We start from the raw sequence: 17,024 nt of genomic DNA, 5'->3' as shown, positions 1-17,024 counted from the left end.
GGCCCGGAACCATGTTCCGGGCCCTTTTTTTCTGGCGCCAGCCCACCCCTCAAAAAATCGACAGGTCCAGCGGCCGGATCGCCCCCATCCAGATCGCGTGGTCCGTGTGATCGGCCAGCTCATCCCCGGTCTCGGGATGCAGGAACACCACCAGTCCGTTGCGATGCAGCGCCAGCCACGGCAGCACCACGCCGATCAATTCCGGCCCAAAGGCCAACTGGCAGCTCCAGTCCGGGTGCGGCCCCACCGGGCGTTCGTGGACTCGACCCATTTGCAGGGGAAATAGCAGGGCAGCCTCTTCACACAGCGCCCGCGCCTGAGCCAGGGTGCTCGCGTCGAAGTAAACATGGGCGTGGTAGCCCTTGATCCGTTGCATAGTGCTCTCGTCTTGCCCAATCCAGGTCCCAAGGGCAACGCTACACCGCAATGGACGGCAGGGCCAATCCTGCCAGCGACTCAGCGCTGCTGGCCTGTTCACTCATCAGCCAGTCGACGAACTGCTGGATCAGCGCACTGCGGCGTTTGCGCTGGGGCAGCACCACGTAGTAGCCGAACCCCGAGATCGCCGTCTCGGCAATCGGCCGCACCAAAAGCCCCTGCGCCAGCAGGTCATCGACCAAGTGCCGCCAACCGATGGCCACGCCCTGACCGCCAATCGCCGCCTGAATCAACAGGGTGTAATTATCAAACCGCAATTGCCCAGGCGTCGGCGGGGTGGCGATACCCAGGCTGCGGAATACACCGCTCCAGTCGAACCAATGGCTGCTGTTCTCGCCCCGCAGATGCAATAGCGGTAACTCCAGCAAAGCGTGGGCGGGCAGGGGCGCGAGCCGCTCCTTGAGCAGCTGCGGGCTGCACACCGGGAACACTTCCTCGCTGAACAACCAGTGACTTTCACCCTGTTTGAAGCGCCCTTCGCCGAACAGCACGGCCACATCGATGTCGGGACGCAACATGTTGTGATTACGTTCGCTGGTCACCAGGCTGACATCCACCCGGGGGTTGGCCTCGTGAAAGCGATGCAGACGCGGCATCAGCCAGTAAGCGGCGAAGGCGAAATCGGTGGCCACCTGCAACACCTCATGCTGGTGCTGGGCACTGATCGCGCTCAACCCGGCCTCGATACTCTGCAGGCCGCTCTGCACCTGCTCGAACAGGATCGACCCGGCTTCGGTCAGCTCGATGCCCCGGTAGATGCGGTCGAACAAGCGTGTTGCCAGTTGCTCCTCCAACCGCTTGAGCTGTTGGCTGACAGCAGGTTGGGTGGTGCCCAACTCCACTGCGGCGGCGGTGAAACTGCCATGGCGCGCCGCCGCTTCAAAGGTGCGCAACAGGTCCAGGGAGAGTTCACCAAGGGCGTCATACATAAGGTGGGCTTATCCTAGTCATTGCCGGACATGGGCTTTACCGCGAAGAGCACGGGCTACATTCTCGATCACAGCACTTTCGCATAACTGCCCACTATGGAATGCCGCTATCACATGAAGCGCAAGAACATTCTTTTCATCATGGCCGACCAAATGGCCGCGCCCTTGCTGCCGTTCTACGGCGCTTCACCGATCAAGCTGCCCAACCTGAGCCGACTGGCGGACAAGGGCGTGGTATTCGACGCTGCGTACTGCAACAGCCCGTTATGCGCACCCTCGCGCTTCACCCTGGTCAGTGGCCAGTTGCCGAGCAAGATCGGCGCCTACGACAACGCCGCAGACTTTCCCGCCGATGTGCCGACCTATGCCCACTACCTGCGTCGCCTCGGCTATCGCACCGCCCTGTCCGGCAAGATGCACTTCTGCGGCCCGGACCAACTGCATGGCTATGAAGAACGGCTGACCAGCGACATCTACCCGGCCGATTACGGTTGGGCAGTCAACTGGGATGAACCGGATGTGCGCCCGAGTTGGTATCACAACATGTCCTCAGTCCTGCAGGCCGGACCTTGCGTGCGCACCAACCAGCTGGACTTCGATGAAGAGGTGGTCTTCAAGGCCCAGCAGTACCTGTTCGATCACATCCGCGAAGACGGCGACCAACCGTTTTGCCTAACGGTGTCGATGACCCACCCACACGACCCGTACACCATTCCCAAGGCATTCTGGGATCTGTATGACGACCAGGACATCCCGCTGCCGGCGACCCCGGCGCAGGCCGACCTCGATCCACATTCCCAACGCCTGCTCAAGGTCTACGACCTGTGGAACAAGCCACTGCCCGTGGACAAGATCCGTGATGCCCGCCGAGCCTATTTCGGCGCATGCAGTTACATCGATGCCAACGTCGGCAAACTCCTGCAGACCCTCGAAGACACCGGGCTGAGCGACGACACCATCATCGTGTTTTCCGGCGACCACGGCGACATGCTCGGCGAGCGTGGCCTCTGGTACAAAATGCACTGGTTCGAAATGGCCGCCCGGGTGCCGCTGCTGGTCTATGCGCCTGGCCAGTTCGCGGCCGGACGCGTCAGTGCCGCCGTGTCCACCGCCGACCTGCTCCCGACCTTCGTCGCCCTGGCCGGTGGCGAGCTGCAGCCTGGCCTGCCACTGGACGGCCGCTCGCTGTTGCCCCACCTGCAAGGGCAGGGCGGCCACGATGAAGTGTTTGGTGAGTACATGGCCGAAGGCACCGTCAGCCCGTTGATGATGATCCGCCGGGGGCCCTACAAATTTATCTACAGTGAAGACGACCCCTGCCTGTTGTTCGATGTACGCAACGACCCTCGCGAACAGGAAGAGCTCAGTCACTCGCCTCAGCATCAACCGGTTTACGCCGCCTTTCTTGCCGAAGCTCGCGCCAAGTGGGATATCCCGGCGATTCACCAGCAGGTCCTGGCCAGCCAGCGCCGCCGGCGATTCGTGGCTGACGCACTGCGCCTTGGCCACCTGAAGAGCTGGGACCACCAGCCACTGGTCGACGCCAGCCAGCAGTACATGCGCAACCACATCGACCTCGATGATCTGGAGCGCAAGGCTCGTTATCCACAACCCTGCCAAAACCAATAATGTAAGGGGAAGCGCATGCAAAGGTTATCCACAGTAGTGACCGCCGGGTTACTGATGCTTGGCAGTGTTTCGGCCTGGGCCGAGCAACGTTGCGACACCGTGAAGATGGCCGACCCCGGCTGGAGCGACATCGCCGCGACCAACGCGATCACCAGCGTGCTGCTTGAGGGCATGGGGTACAAGGCCAAGATCGATACCCTGGCGGTGCCGATCATCTTTGGTGGCCTCAAGGACGGTCAGGTCGATGTCTTCCTCGGTAACTGGATGCCAGCCCAGCAGGGCTTCTATGACAAGTTCGTGGCCAGCGGCGAGGTCACCCAACTGGCGAAGAACCTCGACGGCACCGAGTTCACCCTGGCAGTTCCGGACTACGTCTGGGAGGCCGGCGTGCATGACTTCGCCGACCTGAACAAGTACGCCGAGCAGTTCGACAAGAAAATCTACGGCATCGGCTCCGGTGCACCGGCCAACCTCTCGTTGCAGGACATCATCAAGAAAAACGACTTCGACCTGGGCCAATGGAAGCTGGTGGAGTCCAGTGAGCAGGCGATGCTCGCGGAAGTCTCGCGCGCAGTGAAGAAACACAAGTTCGTGACTTTCCTCGGCTGGACTCCACACCCGATGAACGTGCAGCTGAAAATGCGCTACCTCAAGGGCGGTGAGAAGTACTTCGGCGACACCGGCAGTGTCCACACCCTGACCCGCAAGGGTTATGCCCAAGCCTGCCCGAACGTCGGCAAACTGCTGAGCAACCTGAGCTTCACCCTGGACATGGAAAACAGCATCATGGCCGAGGTGCTGAACAACAAGGTCAGCAACACCGAGGCCGCCAAGGCTTGGCTCAAGGCCAACCCGGCGGTGCTGGACAAGTGGCTGGACGGGGTGCAAACGGCAGACGGCAAAGAGGCATTGCCGGCGGTCAAGGCCAAGCTCTAAGCACTGGCCCACGGGATTGTTCCTGCACACACGGGGGAACAATCACCTTTGCCCTGATACTCTTTGGCAAAAGCCCATTCGCGAGGATTCATGGCACTCCCCAGCCGCCATTCGCTCTTTCCCTTTCTCCGCTGGCTGCCCCGGCAGACCCGCGCCAGCGTCGGCCGCGATCTTGTCGTCGGGCTGAGCGGGGCGATTCTGGCGCTGCCACAATCGATTGCCTACGCACTGATTGCCGGCCTGCCGCCGGAGTACGGCTTGTACGCCGCCATCATCCCGGTGCTGATCGCCTGCCTCTGGGGCTCCTCCTGGCATCTGATCTGCGGCCCTACGGCGGCCATCTCCATCGTCCTGTACGCCAGTGTCAGCCCGCTGGCCGTGCCCGGTTCCCAGGACTACGTCACCCTGATCCTGTTGCTGACTTTCCTCGCGGGGGTGTTCCAGTGGCTGCTCGGCCTGCTGCGGTTCGGCGCCCTGGTGAACTTCGTCTCGCATTCGGTGGTGCTGGGCTTCACCCTCGGTGCCGCGGTGGTCATCGCCCTCGGGCAACTACCAAACTTGCTGGGGCTGGACCTGCCCAGCCAGGCCACGGCACTCGACAGCCTGGTGTCGCTGGCCAGCCATCTGCATGAGCTGGACAAACCTTCGTTGGCACTGGGCCTCGGCACATTGGCGCTGGGTGTCGCTCTGAAGCTGTGCCTGCCGCGCTGGCCGAGCCTGTTGATCACCCTGGTACTGAGCAGCCTGGTGGTCTGGCTGTGGCCCTCGTGGTTCGGTCATGTGCAACTGGTCAGCGCGTTTGTCGGGCGACTGCCACCGTTCAGCCCCTTGCCCCTGGATCTGGACCTGATCCTGCGCCTGCTGCCCAGTGCCGTGGCGGTCGGCATGCTGGGGCTGGTCACCAGCCTGTCGATTGCCCGCTCGCTGTCGACACGCTCGCAACAGTTGCTCGACGCCAATCAGGAAGTCCGCGCCCAGGGCTTTTCCAACATCGTCGGCAGTTTTTTCTCCGGCTCACTGTCGGCCGGCTCCTTCACCCGCTCCGGCTTGAGTTATGAAGCCGGGGCCTGCTCACCGCTGGCGGGCGTGTTCTCGGCGCTGTGGGTAGCCCTGTTTGCACTGGCCGGAGCAAAACTCATCGCGCACATCCCGATCCCTGCCATGGCCGGCAGCATTCTGTTGATTTGCTGGGGCCTGGTGGACCACCGCGGCATTCGGGCGCTGTTTCGGGTCAGCCGGGCCGAGTTTGCGGTGATGGCGCTGACCTGCGTCGCCACGCTGCTGTTGGAGCTGCAAACGGCAATCTACGCCGGTGTGCTGGCCTCGCTGTTCTTCTACCTCAAGCGCACCTCACAGCCCCGCGTGCAGCAATGGCGTGAGGGCGATGAAGAGATTCTGCGGGTCGGCGGTTCGATCTTTTTCGGCGCCAGCCATTACCTGCAAGTGCGCCTGCAGCGCACCCAGGGCCTGGCGGTGGTGATTGAGGCGCAATACATCAACTTCATCGACTATTCCGGTGTGGAAATGCTCCACCAGGAAGCCCGCCGCCTGCTCAGGCAGGACCGCAGCCTGACCTTGCGTCGGGCGCGAGGGCATGTGGTCGAAGAGTTGCGCAAACTCGAAGGCGCGGAGAAATGCCCGATCCGCTTCGAGGATTGAACTACAGCGCCAATTGCCGGCGCAGTTCAGCCAACACTGGTGCAGTGTCCGGACGCACCCCGCGCCACAGGAAGAAGGCTTCGGCGGCCTGTTCGGCGAGCATGCCCAGGCCGTCCAGTGCCATGACGGCGCCATGGGCACTGGCCCAGCGGCAGAAGGATGTTGGCTCCTTGCCGTACATCATGTCGTAGCACAGGGTCTTGCCGGGTTCGATCAGGCTACTGGCGATCGGCGGTACATCGCCTGACAGGCTGGCCGACGTGGCGTTGATGATCAGGTCCACTGGCTCGCGCAGCCAATCGAAGCCGCTGGCCGAGACCGGGCCCAGATCGGCGAACAGCTCGGCCAGCAGCTCGGCTTTTTCCACCGTGCGATTGGCGATGATCACTGAGGCCGGATGCTCGGCCAACAACGGCTCCAGCGCACCGCGCACCGCGCCACCGGCGCCGAGCAACAGGATGCGTTTGCCGTGCAGGCTGAATCCGGCATTGACCGTCAGGTCTCGAACGAGCCCGGCGCCATCGGTGTTGTCACCCAACAGGCTGCCGTCGGCCAACTTGCTCAGGGTATTGACCGCCCCGGCCCGTTGCGCACGGGCCGTCAGTTGGCTGGCCAGGCGGTAGGCCTCTTCCTTGAAAGGCACCGTGACATTGGCCCCGCGCCCTTCAGCGAAAAATGCCGTGGCACAGCCGGAAAAATCATCGAGCGGTGCCAGCAGGGTGTTGTAGTCCAGTTGCTGTGCCGTCTGCTGGGCAAACAGGCGATGGATCAACGGCGACTTGCTGTGGCCAATCGGGTTACCGAAAACGACGTACTGATCCATCTCAAACCCTCTTGGAGCGCGCCCCTGAAGGCGCTTTTGTGCTCAACCACTTAGCGTTGTGTGCCGGCTATCCGGCGCCTGCGGATCAGGCCGAGCCCGCCAGCCAATCGCGGTCTTGCAGGAAGTACTCCGTCAGGCGCGCTTCTTCACTACCCGGCTCGGCCTTCCAGTCGTAGGCCCAGCGCACTTGCGGTGGCAGCGACATGAGGATCGACTCGGTACGCCCGCCCGACTGCAGGCCGAACAGCGTGCCACGGTCGTAGACCAGGTTGAACTCGACGTAGCGACCACGGCGGAATTCCTGGAATTCACGCTGTTGCTCGGTGTAGGCCTGGGCCTTGCGGCGCTGCACGATCGGCAGGTAGGCCTCGATGTAGGCATCGCCGATGGCGCGGATGAACGCGAAGCAGGTGTCGAAATCCCACTCGTTCAGGTCATCGAAAAACAGGCCGCCGATACCCCGGGGCTCGTTGCGATGCTTGATGTGGAAATAACTGTCGCACCACGCCTTGTAACGGCTGTAGACATCCGGCCCGAATGGCGCGCAGGCCTGGGCGGCGACACGGTGCCAATGCACGCAGTCTTCTTCATTGCCGTAGTAAGGGGTCAGGTCGAAGCCGCCACCGAACCACCACACCGGCTCTTCACCGGGTTTTTCCGCGATGAAAAAGCGCACGTTGGCGTGGGACGTCGGCACGTGAGGGTTGTGCGGGTGGATGACCAGTGACACGCCGAGGGCTTCGAAGCCGCGTCCAGCCAACTCCGGCCGGTGTGCGCTGGCCGAGGGCGGCAGGCCGCTGCCAAACACGTGGGAAAAGTTGACGCCGCCTTTTTCGATCACCGCGCCATTTTCGATCACCCGCGTCCGTCCGCCACCGCCGGCTGGCCGGGTCCAGGCGTCTTCGACAAAGCGCGTGCCGCCGTCTTCTGTTTCCAGCGCGGCACAAATGCGGTCTTGCAGGTCGAGCAGGTAGGCTTTAACGGCTTCGGTGCGGGTAGTCATGGCATCACCTTGAATCGGGCAAAGCTACGCGGCGCTCGATCAGAACGGCGGCCGACGCAAATGGGCGCGTAGCATAACACTGCACCCGGGCCTGCCACAGTTGACGAAGATCAAGCTTAGGAGTCCGATAGGACCCGACGCAAAACCACCCAAGGAGAGTGCAGATGGCCAAACGAATCCAGTTCCGTGCCCATGGCGGCCCCGAAGTGCTTGAGTATGTGGACTATCAGCCGGCCGAGCCGGGCCCGCAGCAGGTGCGCGTGAGCAACAAGGCCATCGGCCTGAATTTCATCGACACCTATTTTCGCAGTGGCCTGTATGCGCCTCCAGCCTTGCCATCGGGCCTGGGCGCCGAGGGTGCCGGCGTGGTCGAGGCCGTCGGCAGCCAGGTCAGCCGATTTAAGGTCGGCGACCGCGTGGCCTATGGCAGCGGCCCACTGGGGGCCTACAGCGATGTACACGTACTGCCGGAAGCCAACCTGGTGCATCTGCCCGAGGCCATCAGCTTCGAACAGGCCGCCGGTGTAATGCTCAAAGGCCTGACGGTGCAATACCTGCTGCGTCAGACCTATGAACTCAAGGCTGGCGAAACCATCCTGTTCCACGCCGCTGCCGGCGGTGTCGGTTCGCTGGCCTGCCAATGGGCCAAGGCCCTGGGCGTGAAGCTGATCGGCACCGTCAGTTCACCGGAAAAGGCCGCACTGGCCAAGGCCAACGGCGCCTGGGCGACCATCGACTACAGCCATGAAAATGTCGCAGAGCGGGTACTGGAACTGACTGACGGCAAGAAGTGCCCGGTGGTCTACGACGGCGTCGGCAAAGACACCTGGCTGACCTCCCTCGACAGCACTGCACCCCGTGGGCTGGTGGTGAGTTTCGGCAATGCGTCGGGGGCGGTGGACGGGGTGAACCTGGGAATTCTCTCGGCCAAGGGTTCGCTTTACGTCACCCGACCGACCCTGGCGACCTACGCCAGCAATGCAGAGAACCTGCAACGCATGGCCGATGAGCTGTTCGAGATGATCATCAGTGGTCAGTTGCGGGTTGATATCAGCCAACGTTACTCGCTGGCTGAAGCGGCGAAGGCCCAGACCGAGCTGTCGGCTCGACGTACCACTGGCTCGACCATTCTGCTGCCCTGAGAGTTATTGCCTCAGACAGGAGGTCTTCGCTGGCGGCTTGCTCGCGAAGGTGGCGTACGCGAGCAAGCTTTGCTCCTGCAGCGAACCGCAGCAGCGCGATCTCAGTCCGGACGCACCACGTGGCCGGTCGCCAGGTCGCGAATCACGCTGGGGTTCCTGCGCCCGCCGAGTTGGCCGCCCAACACCAGGTCGACTTGCCCACGGAAATACTGCTCGACGCGAATCCGCGTGCGCGCCGCCGGCCGTCCCTGAGGGTTGGCGGACGTCGACACCAGTGGCCCGACCAACGCACACAGATCGCGCACCTGCGGGTGATCGCTGACGCGCAGGGCCACGGTTTCGTGAACCCCGGTGATCCATTGCGGCAACATGTTCTGGTGGGGCACCAGCCAGGTATTCGGCCCTGGCCAGGTGCTGGCCATTCGATCGAGCCACAACTGCGGGAAGTCATCGAACAGGAAGTCGAACTGGCGAATATTGTCGGCTACCAGGATCAGGCCCTTTTCCACCGAGCGTCCCTTGATCGCCAACAGGCGATACACCGCCTCTTCATCCCAGGGGTCGCACCCCAGGCCCCAGACGGCTTCGGTTGGATAGGCAAGCACCGCCCCTGCGCGAATTCCTCGTGCGGCTTGTTGCACACGCCAACTGTTGACCATGACCGACTCTCCAAAATAAGGCTGTGCGCAGTTTACCCATCTTCCTTATAAATCCCAGTGCATGAACCTAGCTTAGGCGGGCAAACCAGCGTCCGCCTTCCGCCACCGCCCGACCTTCCATTTCCAGCTCGGTCAGCGCCACCAGCACTTTGGGCAAGGCCCAGCCGCTGGAGTCGGCCAGGGCTTCGCTGGTATGGGGCGCGGCAAACAGCAGGCGCAACAGCGGGTGATCGAGTTCGGCTGGGACCGGGGCCATGACCGGGGCGGCCGGCAGGTACTGCCAGCCACGCAAGCCTTCGAGAATATGCTCGATGGTCTCCACCAGGGTTGCCCCATCGCGAATCAACTGGTGGCAGCCTCGGGCAGCGGGGTGATGGATGGAGCCGGGAATCGCATAGACCTCGCGCCCTTGCTCTGCCGCCAGCCGGGCGGTGATCAACGAACCACTGGCGACACTGGCCTCGACCACCAGCACGCCCAGGGACAAACCACTGATGATCCGGTTACGCCTTGGAAAGTGGCTGGCGTGCGGCCCGGCATCCAGGGCAAATTCGGAAACCACCGCGCTACCCTGGGCAATCATCGCCTCGGCAAGGGCGCGGTTGCGCTGTGGATAAAATTTTTCCAGGCCAGTACCCAGCACGCCCACCGTCTGCCCTCCAACATCCAGCGCGGCCTGGTGCGCAGCCGCATCAATGCCCAGCGCCAAGCCACTGGTGATCACAAAACCGGCGCCTGCCAGGCTGCGGGAGAACGCCGCCGCGGTGTCCATTCCCGGCCTGGAAGCGCGACGGCTGCCGACCATCGCCAGTTGCGGTTTTTCCAGGATCGACGGATCTCCGGCGACAAACAACAAGGGCGGCGGGTCACTGATCTCGGCCAGCAACGCGGGGTAACCGGGCTGGTCAATCATCAGCAAATGCTGGCCCTCACGCTCTAGCCAGGCCATTGCGTGGTGCGCGCCATCACGAATCAACGGGCTGCGCCGGGCCTCTGCGCAGGCGGCGGGCAAACCCAGGGCGCGCCAGGCACTGGCCGGGGCGCTGATGGCTTTGGAGGCCGAACCAAAGGCTTGCAGCAACTTCTGAAAACGCCGCGGCCCCAGTTCAGGCAGGAGGTGTAAACGCAGACGAGCTTCCAGTTCCGCCGGCGAAACCGGCAGGGATATAGACGACGACATAAGATCATCCTTGATCGTAATTGCGCCTGACGAATCAGGAACAAGCTGTGGATAAGTCTGTTGGTAACTTGTTGAGTGTTTTCTTGCCCAGAGGTCCCGGGGGGCAGGGATTTTTGTCCTGCGTGCAGGCTGTGGCGGGCGACGGTCAAAGGTTTGTGATTTCCCTCACGCAGTGAATCCCTTTATTATGTGGGCTCGCGTAAAACGCCAGAGCCGGCATGGCTCGCTCCCGCGAGGGGGCTTCGTTTTACAGCCATCGCCAGCCTCTGCGGACTGCCAGGCGATCGGCCCTGACCTTACTTCACACGTGCAGCAATTACGCTTATGGCTATTTTGAACATCCTCGAATTCCCCGACCCGCGCCTGCGCACGATCGCCAAACCGGTGACCGTAGTGGACGACGAAGTGCGGCAGTTGGTCGATGACATGTTTGAAACAATGTATGAAGCGCCAGGCATCGGCCTCGCGGCGACCCAGGTCAATGTGCACAAGCGCATCGTGGTCATGGACTTGTCCGAAGACCGCAGTGAGCCGCGGGTGTTCATCAACCCCGAGTTCGAGACCCTGACCGACGAGATGGACCAGTACCAGGAAGGCTGCCTTTCGGTACCCGGCTTCTACGAAAACGTCGATCGCCCGCAGAAGGTCAAGATCAAGGCCCTGGATCGCGACGGCAAGCCGTACGAACTGATCGCCGAAGGCCTGCTGGCGGTGTGCATTCAACATGAATGCGATCACCTCAACGGCAAATTGTTCGTCGACTACCTGTCCACGCTCAAACGCGACCGAATCAAGAAGAAGCTGGAAAAGCTCCATCGCCAGAACGCTTGATTCCTTTCTTCCAAAGGCTTGCTGCGGCAAGCCTTTTTCTTTTGTGACTGCTTCTGAAACCGAGAGCCTCCTCAATGCGCATCGTCTTTGCCGGCACCCCCGAATTTGCCGCCGAACACCTCAAGGCCCTGCTCGACAGCCCTTACGAGGTCGTGGCGGTCTACACCCAACCGGACCGTCCGGCAGGTCGTGGGCAAAAGCTGATGCCAAGCCCGGTCAAGCAACTGGCCCTGGAACACAACATTCCAGTATTCCAGCCGCCAACCCTGCGCAATGCCGACGCCCAGGCCGAACTGGCCGCGCTGCAGCCGGACCTGATGGTGGTGGTCGCCTATGGCCTGATCCTGCCGCAGGTGGTGCTGGATATCCCACGCCTGGGTTGCATCAACAGCCATGCTTCCCTGTTGCCGCGCTGGCGCGGTGCGGCGCCGATCCAGCGCGCCGTCGAAGCGGGCGATGCGCAGAGCGGGGTCACCGTGATGCGCATGGAGGCGGGGCTCGACACCGGGCCGATGCTGCTCAAGGTGAGCACTGCGATCAGCGGCCAGGACACCGGCGGCACCCTGCATGACCGACTTGCCGAGATGGGCCCGCCCGCAGTGCTGCAGGCGATTGCCGGATTGGCCGCCGGTACCCTGCAAGGCGAAGTGCAGGACGACAGCCTCGCCACCTATGCGCACAAATTGAACAAGGACGAGGCGCGCATCGACTGGAGCCGCCCGGCGATCGAACTGGAACGCCTGGTACGCGCCTTCAACCCATGGCCGATCTGCCACAGCACCCTCAATGGCGAGGCCCTGAAAGTCCTGGCCGCCCACTTGGCCGATGGCCAAGGCGCCCCGGGCGAGGTGCTCGGCGCCAGCAAGGACGGCCTGATCGTCGCCTGCGGTGAGCAAGCGCTGTGCTTGACCCGCCTGCAATTGCCCGGCGGCAAGGCCCTGAACTTCAGCGACCTGTTCAACAGCCGCCGCGAGAAATTTGCCCTGGGCACCGTGCTCGGCCAGTCGGTGGACGCGCAATGAACCCACGTCTGGCCGCCGCCAAGGCACTGGCCGCTGTCCTCAGTGGCAAAGCGTCCCTCAACAGCTCCCTGCCGACTCAACTGGACAAGGTCGAAGACCGCGATCGCGGTTTCACCCAGGACCTGGCCTTCGGTACCGCACGCTGGCAACCACGCTTGTCGGCGCTGGCGGGAAAACTCCTGCAAAAGCCCTTCAAGGCGGCGGATGCCGATGTCGAGGCGTTGCTGCTGGTCGGCCTGTACCAGCTGCTCTACACCCGCGTACCAGCCCACGCCGCCATCGGTGAAACCGTGGGCTGCGCCGACAAGCTGAAGAAGCCCTGGGCCAAGGCCCTGATCAACGCCGTGCTGCGCCGCGCGCAACGTGAAAGCGAAGCGCTGTTGGCCGAACTCGAGCACGACCCGGTAGTACGCACCGCCCATCCACGCTGGCTGCAAAAATCCCTCAAGGCCTTCTGGCCCCTGCAGTGGGAAGCCATTTGCGCCGCGAACAACGCACACCCTCCGATGATTCTGCGGGTCAATCGCCGCCATCATGACCGCGCTGCCTACCTGCAGTTGCTGAGCCAGGCCGGGGTAGCCGCTCAGCCGTGCACCTTCAGCCAGGACGGTATCGTGCTCGAGACCCCGACTGATGTGCGCAGCCTGCCGGGCTTCAGCGAAGGCTGGATCAGCGTGCAGGACGAAGCGGCGCAACTGGCCGCCGAACTGCTGGACCTGGCGCCGGGCCAGCGAGTGCTCGACGCCTGCTGCGCACCCGGCGGCAAGACCTGCCATATCCTCGAAGTCGAGCCTGGGCTGGCCGGTGTGGTGGCGGTGGACCTCGAAGCCAAGCGCCTGGTACGGGTCAAGGAGAACCTCGAACGGCTGGGCCTGAGGGCCGAGCTGATCGCCGCCGATGGCCGCGACACCCAGGCCTGGTGGGACGGCAAGCCGTTCCAGCGGATTCTGCTCGACGCGCCTTGTTCGGCGACGGGCGTAATTCGCCGGCACCCGGACATCAAGCTGACCCGCCAACCCGATGACATCGCCGCGCTGGCCGTGCTGCAAGGCGAGCTGCTCGACGCGATGTGGCCAACCCTCGAGGTAGGCGGCATCTTGCTGTACGCCACCTGCTCGACACTGCCGACCGAGAACACCGAAGTGATCGCAGCCTTCCTCGCGCGCACCCCCGGCGCTCGCGAACTGGACATCGCCAGCCAGGCCGGCATCAAGCAACCCCATGGTCGCCAGTTGCTGGCGCAAGAGGGTGGCCATGACGGGTTCTATTACGCCAAGCTGATCAAGATTGCCGCCGCGCGCGGTTAACCGGTTTTAAGGGAGTAGACGGATGAAGATCATCATCCTCGGCGCAGGGCAGGTGGGTGGATCACTGGCAGAACATCTGGCCAGCGAAGCGAACGACATCACTGTGGTCGACACCGACGGCGAACGCCTGCGCGATCTCGGCGATCGCCTCGACATCCGCACGGTGCAAGGTCGCGGCTCGTTGCCTACGGTGCTGCGCCAGGCCGGCGCCGACGACGCCGACATGCTGGTGGCCGTGACCAACAGCGACGAAACCAACATGGTCGCCTGCCAGGTCGCCCATACCCTGTTCCACACCCCGACCAAGATTGCCCGGGTGCGCGAGGCGTCCTACCTGACCCGCGCCGAGCTATTCGACAATGACGCGATTCCGGTCGATGTACTGATCAGCCCGGAACAAGTAGTTACCAACTACATCAAGCGCCTGATCGAGCACCCCGGTGCCCTGCAGGTGATCGACTTCGCCGAGGGCAAGGCCCAGTTGGTGGCGGTCAAGGCCTACTACGGCGGACCGCTGGTAGGCCAGCAACTGCGCCAGTTGCGCGAACACATGCCGAACGTCGATACCCGGGTGGCGGCGATTTTCCGGCGTGACCGGCCGATCCTGCCGCAAGGCAACACCGTAATCGAGGCCGACGATGAAGTGTTTTTCATTGCCGCCCGAGCCAACATTCGCGCGGTCATGAGCGAAATGCGCCGCCTCGACGAAAGCTACAAGCGCATCGTCATCGCCGGTGGCGGGCAGATTGGCGAGCGCCTGGCCGAGGCCATCGAAAGCCGCTACCAGGTCAAGATCATCGAGATGAACCCGGCCCGCTGCCGCTATCTGTCGGACACCCTCGACAGCACCGTGGTGTTGCAGGGCAGCGCATCGGACCGCGACTTGCTGCTGGAGGAGAACATCGCCGACGCCGATATCTTCCTGGCGCTGACCAACGACGATGAAGCCAACATCATGTCTTCGTTGCTGGCCAAGCGCCTGGGTGCGAAGAAGGTCATGACCATCATCAACAACCCCGCCTATGTGGACCTGATCCAGGGCGGTGACATCGATATCGCCATCAGCCCGCAACTGGCGACCATCGGCACCTTGCTGGCTCACGTGCGTCGAGGCGACATCGTCAGCGTGCACTCACTGCGCCGGGGGGCGGCAGAAGCCATCGAGGCAATTGCCCACGGAGACGAGAAGTCGAGCAAGGTCATCGGCAAGGCCATCGAGAACATCGCATTGCCGCCAGGTACCACCATTGGCGCGATCATCCGCGACGAGGAAGTGTTGATCGCCCACGACGACACAGTGATCGAAGCCGGGGACCATGTGATTCTGTTCCTTGTGGATAAAAAGCATATTCGCGATGTGGAGAAGCTGTTCCACGTGGGATTGAGCTTCTTCTGATCGCGGATTTGCGGCGCCTGGGCGGGCCTCTTCGCGAGTAAGCCGCAAGCGGGCACCCGCTCCTACATTGGATTTAAGGAATTGAACCATGCTCGAATCCCTGGAAAAAATGCTCGCCAAGGGTGTGGATAACTCATTGCTGCGCTTCGGGCTGGGCAAGGGGTATCTGGATCTGGGAGAAAACGCCAAGGCCGCCGAACACTTCACGCGCTGCGTGGCATTCGATCCGAAATATTCTGCGGCCTGGAAGCTATTGGGCAAGGCTCAGTTGGCGCTCGCGGACTATCCGGCCGCGCGCCAGGCCTGGGAACAGGGCCTGGAAGCTGCTCGCGCCCATGGCGACAAGCAGGCCGAAAAGGAAATGACGGTGTTCCTGAAAAAGCTCGATCGCACGAGCGCCCTGTAGGGGCGCGGTGCTCTTGAGACCATCGCGGCTTTTGTGGGAGCGGGCTTGCCCGCGATGGTCGTCAACGATGACACGGGTATCCTGAAGCTCAGTGAATCTTCAGTACCAGCGCTCTTCACCCGGCGGACGCTTCTTGAAGCGCTTCATGCTCCACATGTACTGGCTCGGATACGCCCGCACATAGCGTTCGACCACCTGGCTCATGGCCGCGCAGGACGTCTCGGTGTCGGTGCTGTACATCGCCTCGGGGGCGGCTTCCAGGATCACCTTGTAGCCCGAGCCGTCCGGCAGGCGCAGGGCGTGCAGGAATACCCCGACCGCCTTGCCGCCGGCGAGCATGTTCGGCACAAACTTGCTGGTCAGGGCCTTGGTGGCGAAAAAGGGCACGAAGATACCGGCCGATTCAGCCGGCTCCGGGTCAGCCGGGATCCCCACCGCGCCGCCTTTGCGCACTTCCTTGATGACACTGAGAATGCCTTCCTTGGTGGACGCCGCCACGCGGTTGCCCAGTTGCACGCGCTGCTTGCGCAGCAGTTCATCCACCGCCTTGAGCTTGGGTGGACGGTAGAAAATGATCGGTTTGCACTGGCTGCAATAGAAGTGGTTGAGCACCTCCCAGTTGCCCAGGTGGCTGGTGATGCCGACTACGCCCTTGCCCGACGCCAGGGCTTCCTTGAGCACCTCCAGGCCTTCGACTTCACGCACCAGGTCGATCGAACGCTGGGCAGGCCAGATCCACGCGCAGGCGCTTTCGGTCAGGGACTTGCCGATGTCCTTGAGACTCTGGCCCACCAGGCGCTCACGCTCGGCGGGGTCCATTTCAGGGAAACACTTGGCCAGGTTGATGCGCACCACATCGCGGGAACGGTTGGGGGTTTTCCACATGACCCAGCCAATCGCCGCGCCCACCGCTTGCACTGCCCGCCACGGGAGCAGGGCAAACAACCTTAGAGCGCCTACCAGCAAGGCGCCTTTAAACTTATCCACAGGTCACTCCTGTTGTCTGAATCCTGTTGCGAGCCGGCTATTCTAACCGCGCACCGCCAACTCGGCGTAACGATCACAATCGCGGGTGTGGTCCATGACCATGCCAGAGGCCTGCATCAGGGCATAACAAATGGTCGGCCCGACGAACGTGAAACCGGCCTTTTTCAGCCCGCGACTCATTTCCACGGCGACCGGGGTCACGGCCGGCACCTGGCTGCGATCCTGAAAATGGTTGATGGTCGGCACCCCGCCAACAAACGACCACAGAAAGCCCACCGGATCTTCCAGCGCCAGCCAGGCCTGGGCGTTGCGCCGGGCGGCATTGAGTTTCAGGCGGTTGCGGATGATCCCTGGATCGAGCATCAGGTCATCGATTTCGGCGTCGCTCATCTGCGCCACGCGCTGCACATCAAAGCCGTACAGCACCTCACGGTAGCGCTCGCGCTTCTTCAGCACAGTGATCCATGACAGTCCGGCCTGGAACCCTTCGAGCAAAAGCAACTCGAACAAGCGCTGCGCATCGCGTAGCGGTACGCCCCACTCCTGATCGTGATAGGCCATGTACAGCGGATCTTCGGAACACCAAAAGCAGCGTGGCATAAGGCTCCAGGGGGCGTGCGCACGAACGAATCGGGTATACTCCCGCTCTTTAAATCGCAGCCCAAGAAACAGGTGAA

At 62.7% G+C, this 17,024-nt stretch carries 17 protein-coding genes; 9 read left to right on the top strand and 8 right to left on the bottom strand.

Translation table 11 applies throughout. The annotated features are described in order from the left end of the window. Positions 1-49: 49 nt before the first annotated feature. A complete protein-coding gene (locus CKW24_RS02600) occupies positions 50-376 on the bottom strand; it encodes a DOPA 4,5-dioxygenase family protein (protein WP_095165100.1) in 327 nt (108 codons plus the stop codon). 40 nt (positions 377-416) lie between these two features. Beyond that, a complete protein-coding gene (locus CKW24_RS02595) occupies positions 417-1,367 on the bottom strand; it encodes a LysR family transcriptional regulator (protein ID WP_095165099.1) in 951 nt (316 codons plus the stop codon). Between the two features lie 114 nt (positions 1,368-1,481). Here CKW24_RS02595 and betC point away from each other — a divergent pair, with 114 nt between their 5' ends. From betC to CKW24_RS02580, 3 genes are all read left to right on the top strand, one after another. Then, positions 1,482-2,996: a choline-sulfatase gene (betC, locus tag CKW24_RS02590; protein WP_095165098.1), complete on the top strand. Its 1,515-nt coding sequence runs from the start codon at positions 1,482-1,484 to the stop codon at positions 2,994-2,996. Positions 2,997-3,011: 15 nt separating this feature from the next. Then, positions 3,012-3,932 carry a choline ABC transporter substrate-binding protein gene (choX, locus tag CKW24_RS02585; protein ID WP_095165097.1) on the top strand — a complete coding sequence of 307 codons (921 nt, stop codon included), beginning with the start codon at positions 3,012-3,014 and terminating at the stop codon, positions 3,930-3,932. A 90-nt stretch (positions 3,933-4,022) separates the two neighbouring features. Further along, on the top strand, positions 4,023-5,591 hold the full coding sequence (locus tag CKW24_RS02580; protein ID WP_095165096.1) for a SulP family inorganic anion transporter: 1,569 nt from the start codon (positions 4,023-4,025) through the stop codon (positions 5,589-5,591). A 1-nt stretch (position 5,592) separates the two neighbouring features. Here CKW24_RS02580 and aroE read toward each other — a convergent pair whose 3' ends face one another. Both aroE and hemF read right to left on the bottom strand, forming a co-directional pair. Beyond that, complete coding sequence (aroE, locus tag CKW24_RS02575) at positions 5,593-6,414, bottom strand: shikimate dehydrogenase (RefSeq protein ID WP_095165095.1); 822 nt, start codon at positions 6,412-6,414, stop codon at positions 5,593-5,595. An 85-nt stretch (positions 6,415-6,499) separates the two neighbouring features. Then, a complete protein-coding gene (hemF, locus tag CKW24_RS02570; RefSeq protein WP_095165094.1) occupies positions 6,500-7,417 on the bottom strand; it encodes an oxygen-dependent coproporphyrinogen oxidase in 918 nt (305 codons plus the stop codon). Positions 7,418-7,581: 164 nt separating this feature from the next. Here hemF and CKW24_RS02565 point away from each other — a divergent pair, with 164 nt between their 5' ends. Then, complete coding sequence (locus CKW24_RS02565; RefSeq protein WP_095165093.1) at positions 7,582-8,559, top strand: NADPH:quinone reductase; 978 nt, start codon at positions 7,582-7,584, stop codon at positions 8,557-8,559. A 101-nt stretch (positions 8,560-8,660) separates the two neighbouring features. Here CKW24_RS02565 and CKW24_RS02560 read toward each other — a convergent pair whose 3' ends face one another. Both CKW24_RS02560 and dprA read right to left on the bottom strand, forming a co-directional pair. Then, entirely contained in the window at positions 8,661-9,218 is a 558-nt protein-coding gene (locus CKW24_RS02560; RefSeq protein WP_095165092.1) for an L-threonylcarbamoyladenylate synthase, read from the bottom strand. 67 nt (positions 9,219-9,285) lie between these two features. Then, positions 9,286-10,398 (bottom strand): DNA-processing protein DprA, encoded by a 1,113-nt coding sequence (dprA, locus tag CKW24_RS02555; RefSeq protein ID WP_095165091.1) that lies wholly within the window; start codon positions 10,396-10,398, stop codon positions 9,286-9,288. Between the two features lie 324 nt (positions 10,399-10,722). On the opposite strand from dprA, the gene def reads away from it, so the two are divergent. The 5 genes from def to CKW24_RS02530 all read left to right on the top strand — a co-directional run bounded on the left by def (position 10,723) and on the right by CKW24_RS02530 (position 15,360). Then, the gene (gene def, locus CKW24_RS02550) at positions 10,723-11,229 is read left to right on the top strand and encodes a peptide deformylase (protein WP_095080986.1); all 507 of its coding nucleotides are present in this window, start codon (positions 10,723-10,725) and stop codon (positions 11,227-11,229) included. Positions 11,230-11,303: 74 nt separating this feature from the next. Then, positions 11,304-12,251, top strand: coding sequence for a methionyl-tRNA formyltransferase (gene fmt, locus CKW24_RS02545; protein WP_095165090.1), 948 nt, complete (start codon positions 11,304-11,306; stop codon positions 12,249-12,251). Beyond that, on the top strand, positions 12,248-13,558 hold the full coding sequence (gene rsmB / locus CKW24_RS02540) for a 16S rRNA (cytosine(967)-C(5))-methyltransferase RsmB (protein ID WP_095165089.1): 1,311 nt from the start codon (positions 12,248-12,250) through the stop codon (positions 13,556-13,558). Before fmt ends, rsmB begins: the two co-directional genes overlap by 4 nt. Before the next feature lie 22 nt (positions 13,559-13,580). Next, positions 13,581-14,954, top strand: a complete 1,374-nt coding sequence (trkA, locus tag CKW24_RS02535; RefSeq protein ID WP_095165088.1) for a Trk system potassium transporter TrkA — start codon at positions 13,581-13,583, stop codon at positions 14,952-14,954. An 88-nt stretch (positions 14,955-15,042) separates the two neighbouring features. After that, positions 15,043-15,360 (top strand): tetratricopeptide repeat protein, encoded by a 318-nt coding sequence (locus tag CKW24_RS02530; RefSeq protein WP_095165087.1) that lies wholly within the window; start codon positions 15,043-15,045, stop codon positions 15,358-15,360. 99 nt (positions 15,361-15,459) lie between these two features. Here CKW24_RS02530 and CKW24_RS02525 read toward each other — a convergent pair whose 3' ends face one another. Beyond that, positions 15,460-16,347 (bottom strand): lysophospholipid acyltransferase, encoded by an 888-nt coding sequence (locus tag CKW24_RS02525; RefSeq protein ID WP_095165086.1) that lies wholly within the window; start codon positions 16,345-16,347, stop codon positions 15,460-15,462. A gap of 42 nt (positions 16,348-16,389) precedes the next feature. After that, positions 16,390-16,947 carry a DNA-3-methyladenine glycosylase I gene (locus CKW24_RS02520; protein WP_095165085.1) on the bottom strand — a complete coding sequence of 186 codons (558 nt, stop codon included), beginning with the start codon at positions 16,945-16,947 and terminating at the stop codon, positions 16,390-16,392. Positions 16,948-17,024 lie beyond the last annotated feature (77 nt).

Source organism: Pseudomonas sp. Irchel 3H3 (genome assembly GCF_900187635.1).
Lineage (GTDB): Bacteria > Pseudomonadota > Gammaproteobacteria > Pseudomonadales > Pseudomonadaceae > Aquipseudomonas.
This window is presented reverse-complemented; position numbering and strand designations above follow the sequence as displayed.

Excerpts from the sequence above, each read along its gene's own strand:
- def (WP_095080986.1), top strand. The coding sequence starts at position 10,723 with ATGGCTATTTTGAACATCCTCGAATTCCCCGACCCGCGCCTGCGCACG.
- CKW24_RS02600 (WP_095165100.1), bottom strand. The coding sequence starts at position 376 with ATGCAACGGATCAAGGGCTACCACGCCCATGTTTACTTCGACGCGAGC.
- betC (WP_095165098.1), top strand. The coding sequence starts at position 1,482 with ATGAAGCGCAAGAACATTCTTTTCATCATGGCCGACCAAATGGCCGCG.
- CKW24_RS02530 (WP_095165087.1), top strand. The coding sequence starts at position 15,043 with ATGCTCGAATCCCTGGAAAAAATGCTCGCCAAGGGTGTGGATAACTCA.
- aroE (WP_095165095.1), bottom strand. The coding sequence starts at position 6,414 with ATGGATCAGTACGTCGTTTTCGGTAACCCGATTGGCCACAGCAAGTCG.
- CKW24_RS02560 (WP_095165092.1), bottom strand. The coding sequence starts at position 9,218 with ATGGTCAACAGTTGGCGTGTGCAACAAGCCGCACGAGGAATTCGCGCA.
- hemF (WP_095165094.1), bottom strand. The coding sequence starts at position 7,417 with ATGACTACCCGCACCGAAGCCGTTAAAGCCTACCTGCTCGACCTGCAA.
- fmt (WP_095165090.1), top strand. The coding sequence starts at position 11,304 with ATGCGCATCGTCTTTGCCGGCACCCCCGAATTTGCCGCCGAACACCTC.
- CKW24_RS02595 (WP_095165099.1), bottom strand. The coding sequence starts at position 1,367 with ATGTATGACGCCCTTGGTGAACTCTCCCTGGACCTGTTGCGCACCTTT.
- CKW24_RS02520 (WP_095165085.1), bottom strand. The coding sequence starts at position 16,947 with ATGCCACGCTGCTTTTGGTGTTCCGAAGATCCGCTGTACATGGCCTAT.
- dprA (WP_095165091.1), bottom strand. The coding sequence starts at position 10,398 with ATGTCGTCGTCTATATCCCTGCCGGTTTCGCCGGCGGAACTGGAAGCT.
- choX (WP_095165097.1), top strand. The coding sequence starts at position 3,012 with ATGCAAAGGTTATCCACAGTAGTGACCGCCGGGTTACTGATGCTTGGC.
- CKW24_RS02580 (WP_095165096.1), top strand. The coding sequence starts at position 4,023 with ATGGCACTCCCCAGCCGCCATTCGCTCTTTCCCTTTCTCCGCTGGCTG.
- CKW24_RS02565 (WP_095165093.1), top strand. The coding sequence starts at position 7,582 with ATGGCCAAACGAATCCAGTTCCGTGCCCATGGCGGCCCCGAAGTGCTT.
- rsmB (WP_095165089.1), top strand. The coding sequence starts at position 12,248 with ATGAACCCACGTCTGGCCGCCGCCAAGGCACTGGCCGCTGTCCTCAGT.
- trkA (WP_095165088.1), top strand. The coding sequence starts at position 13,581 with ATGAAGATCATCATCCTCGGCGCAGGGCAGGTGGGTGGATCACTGGCA.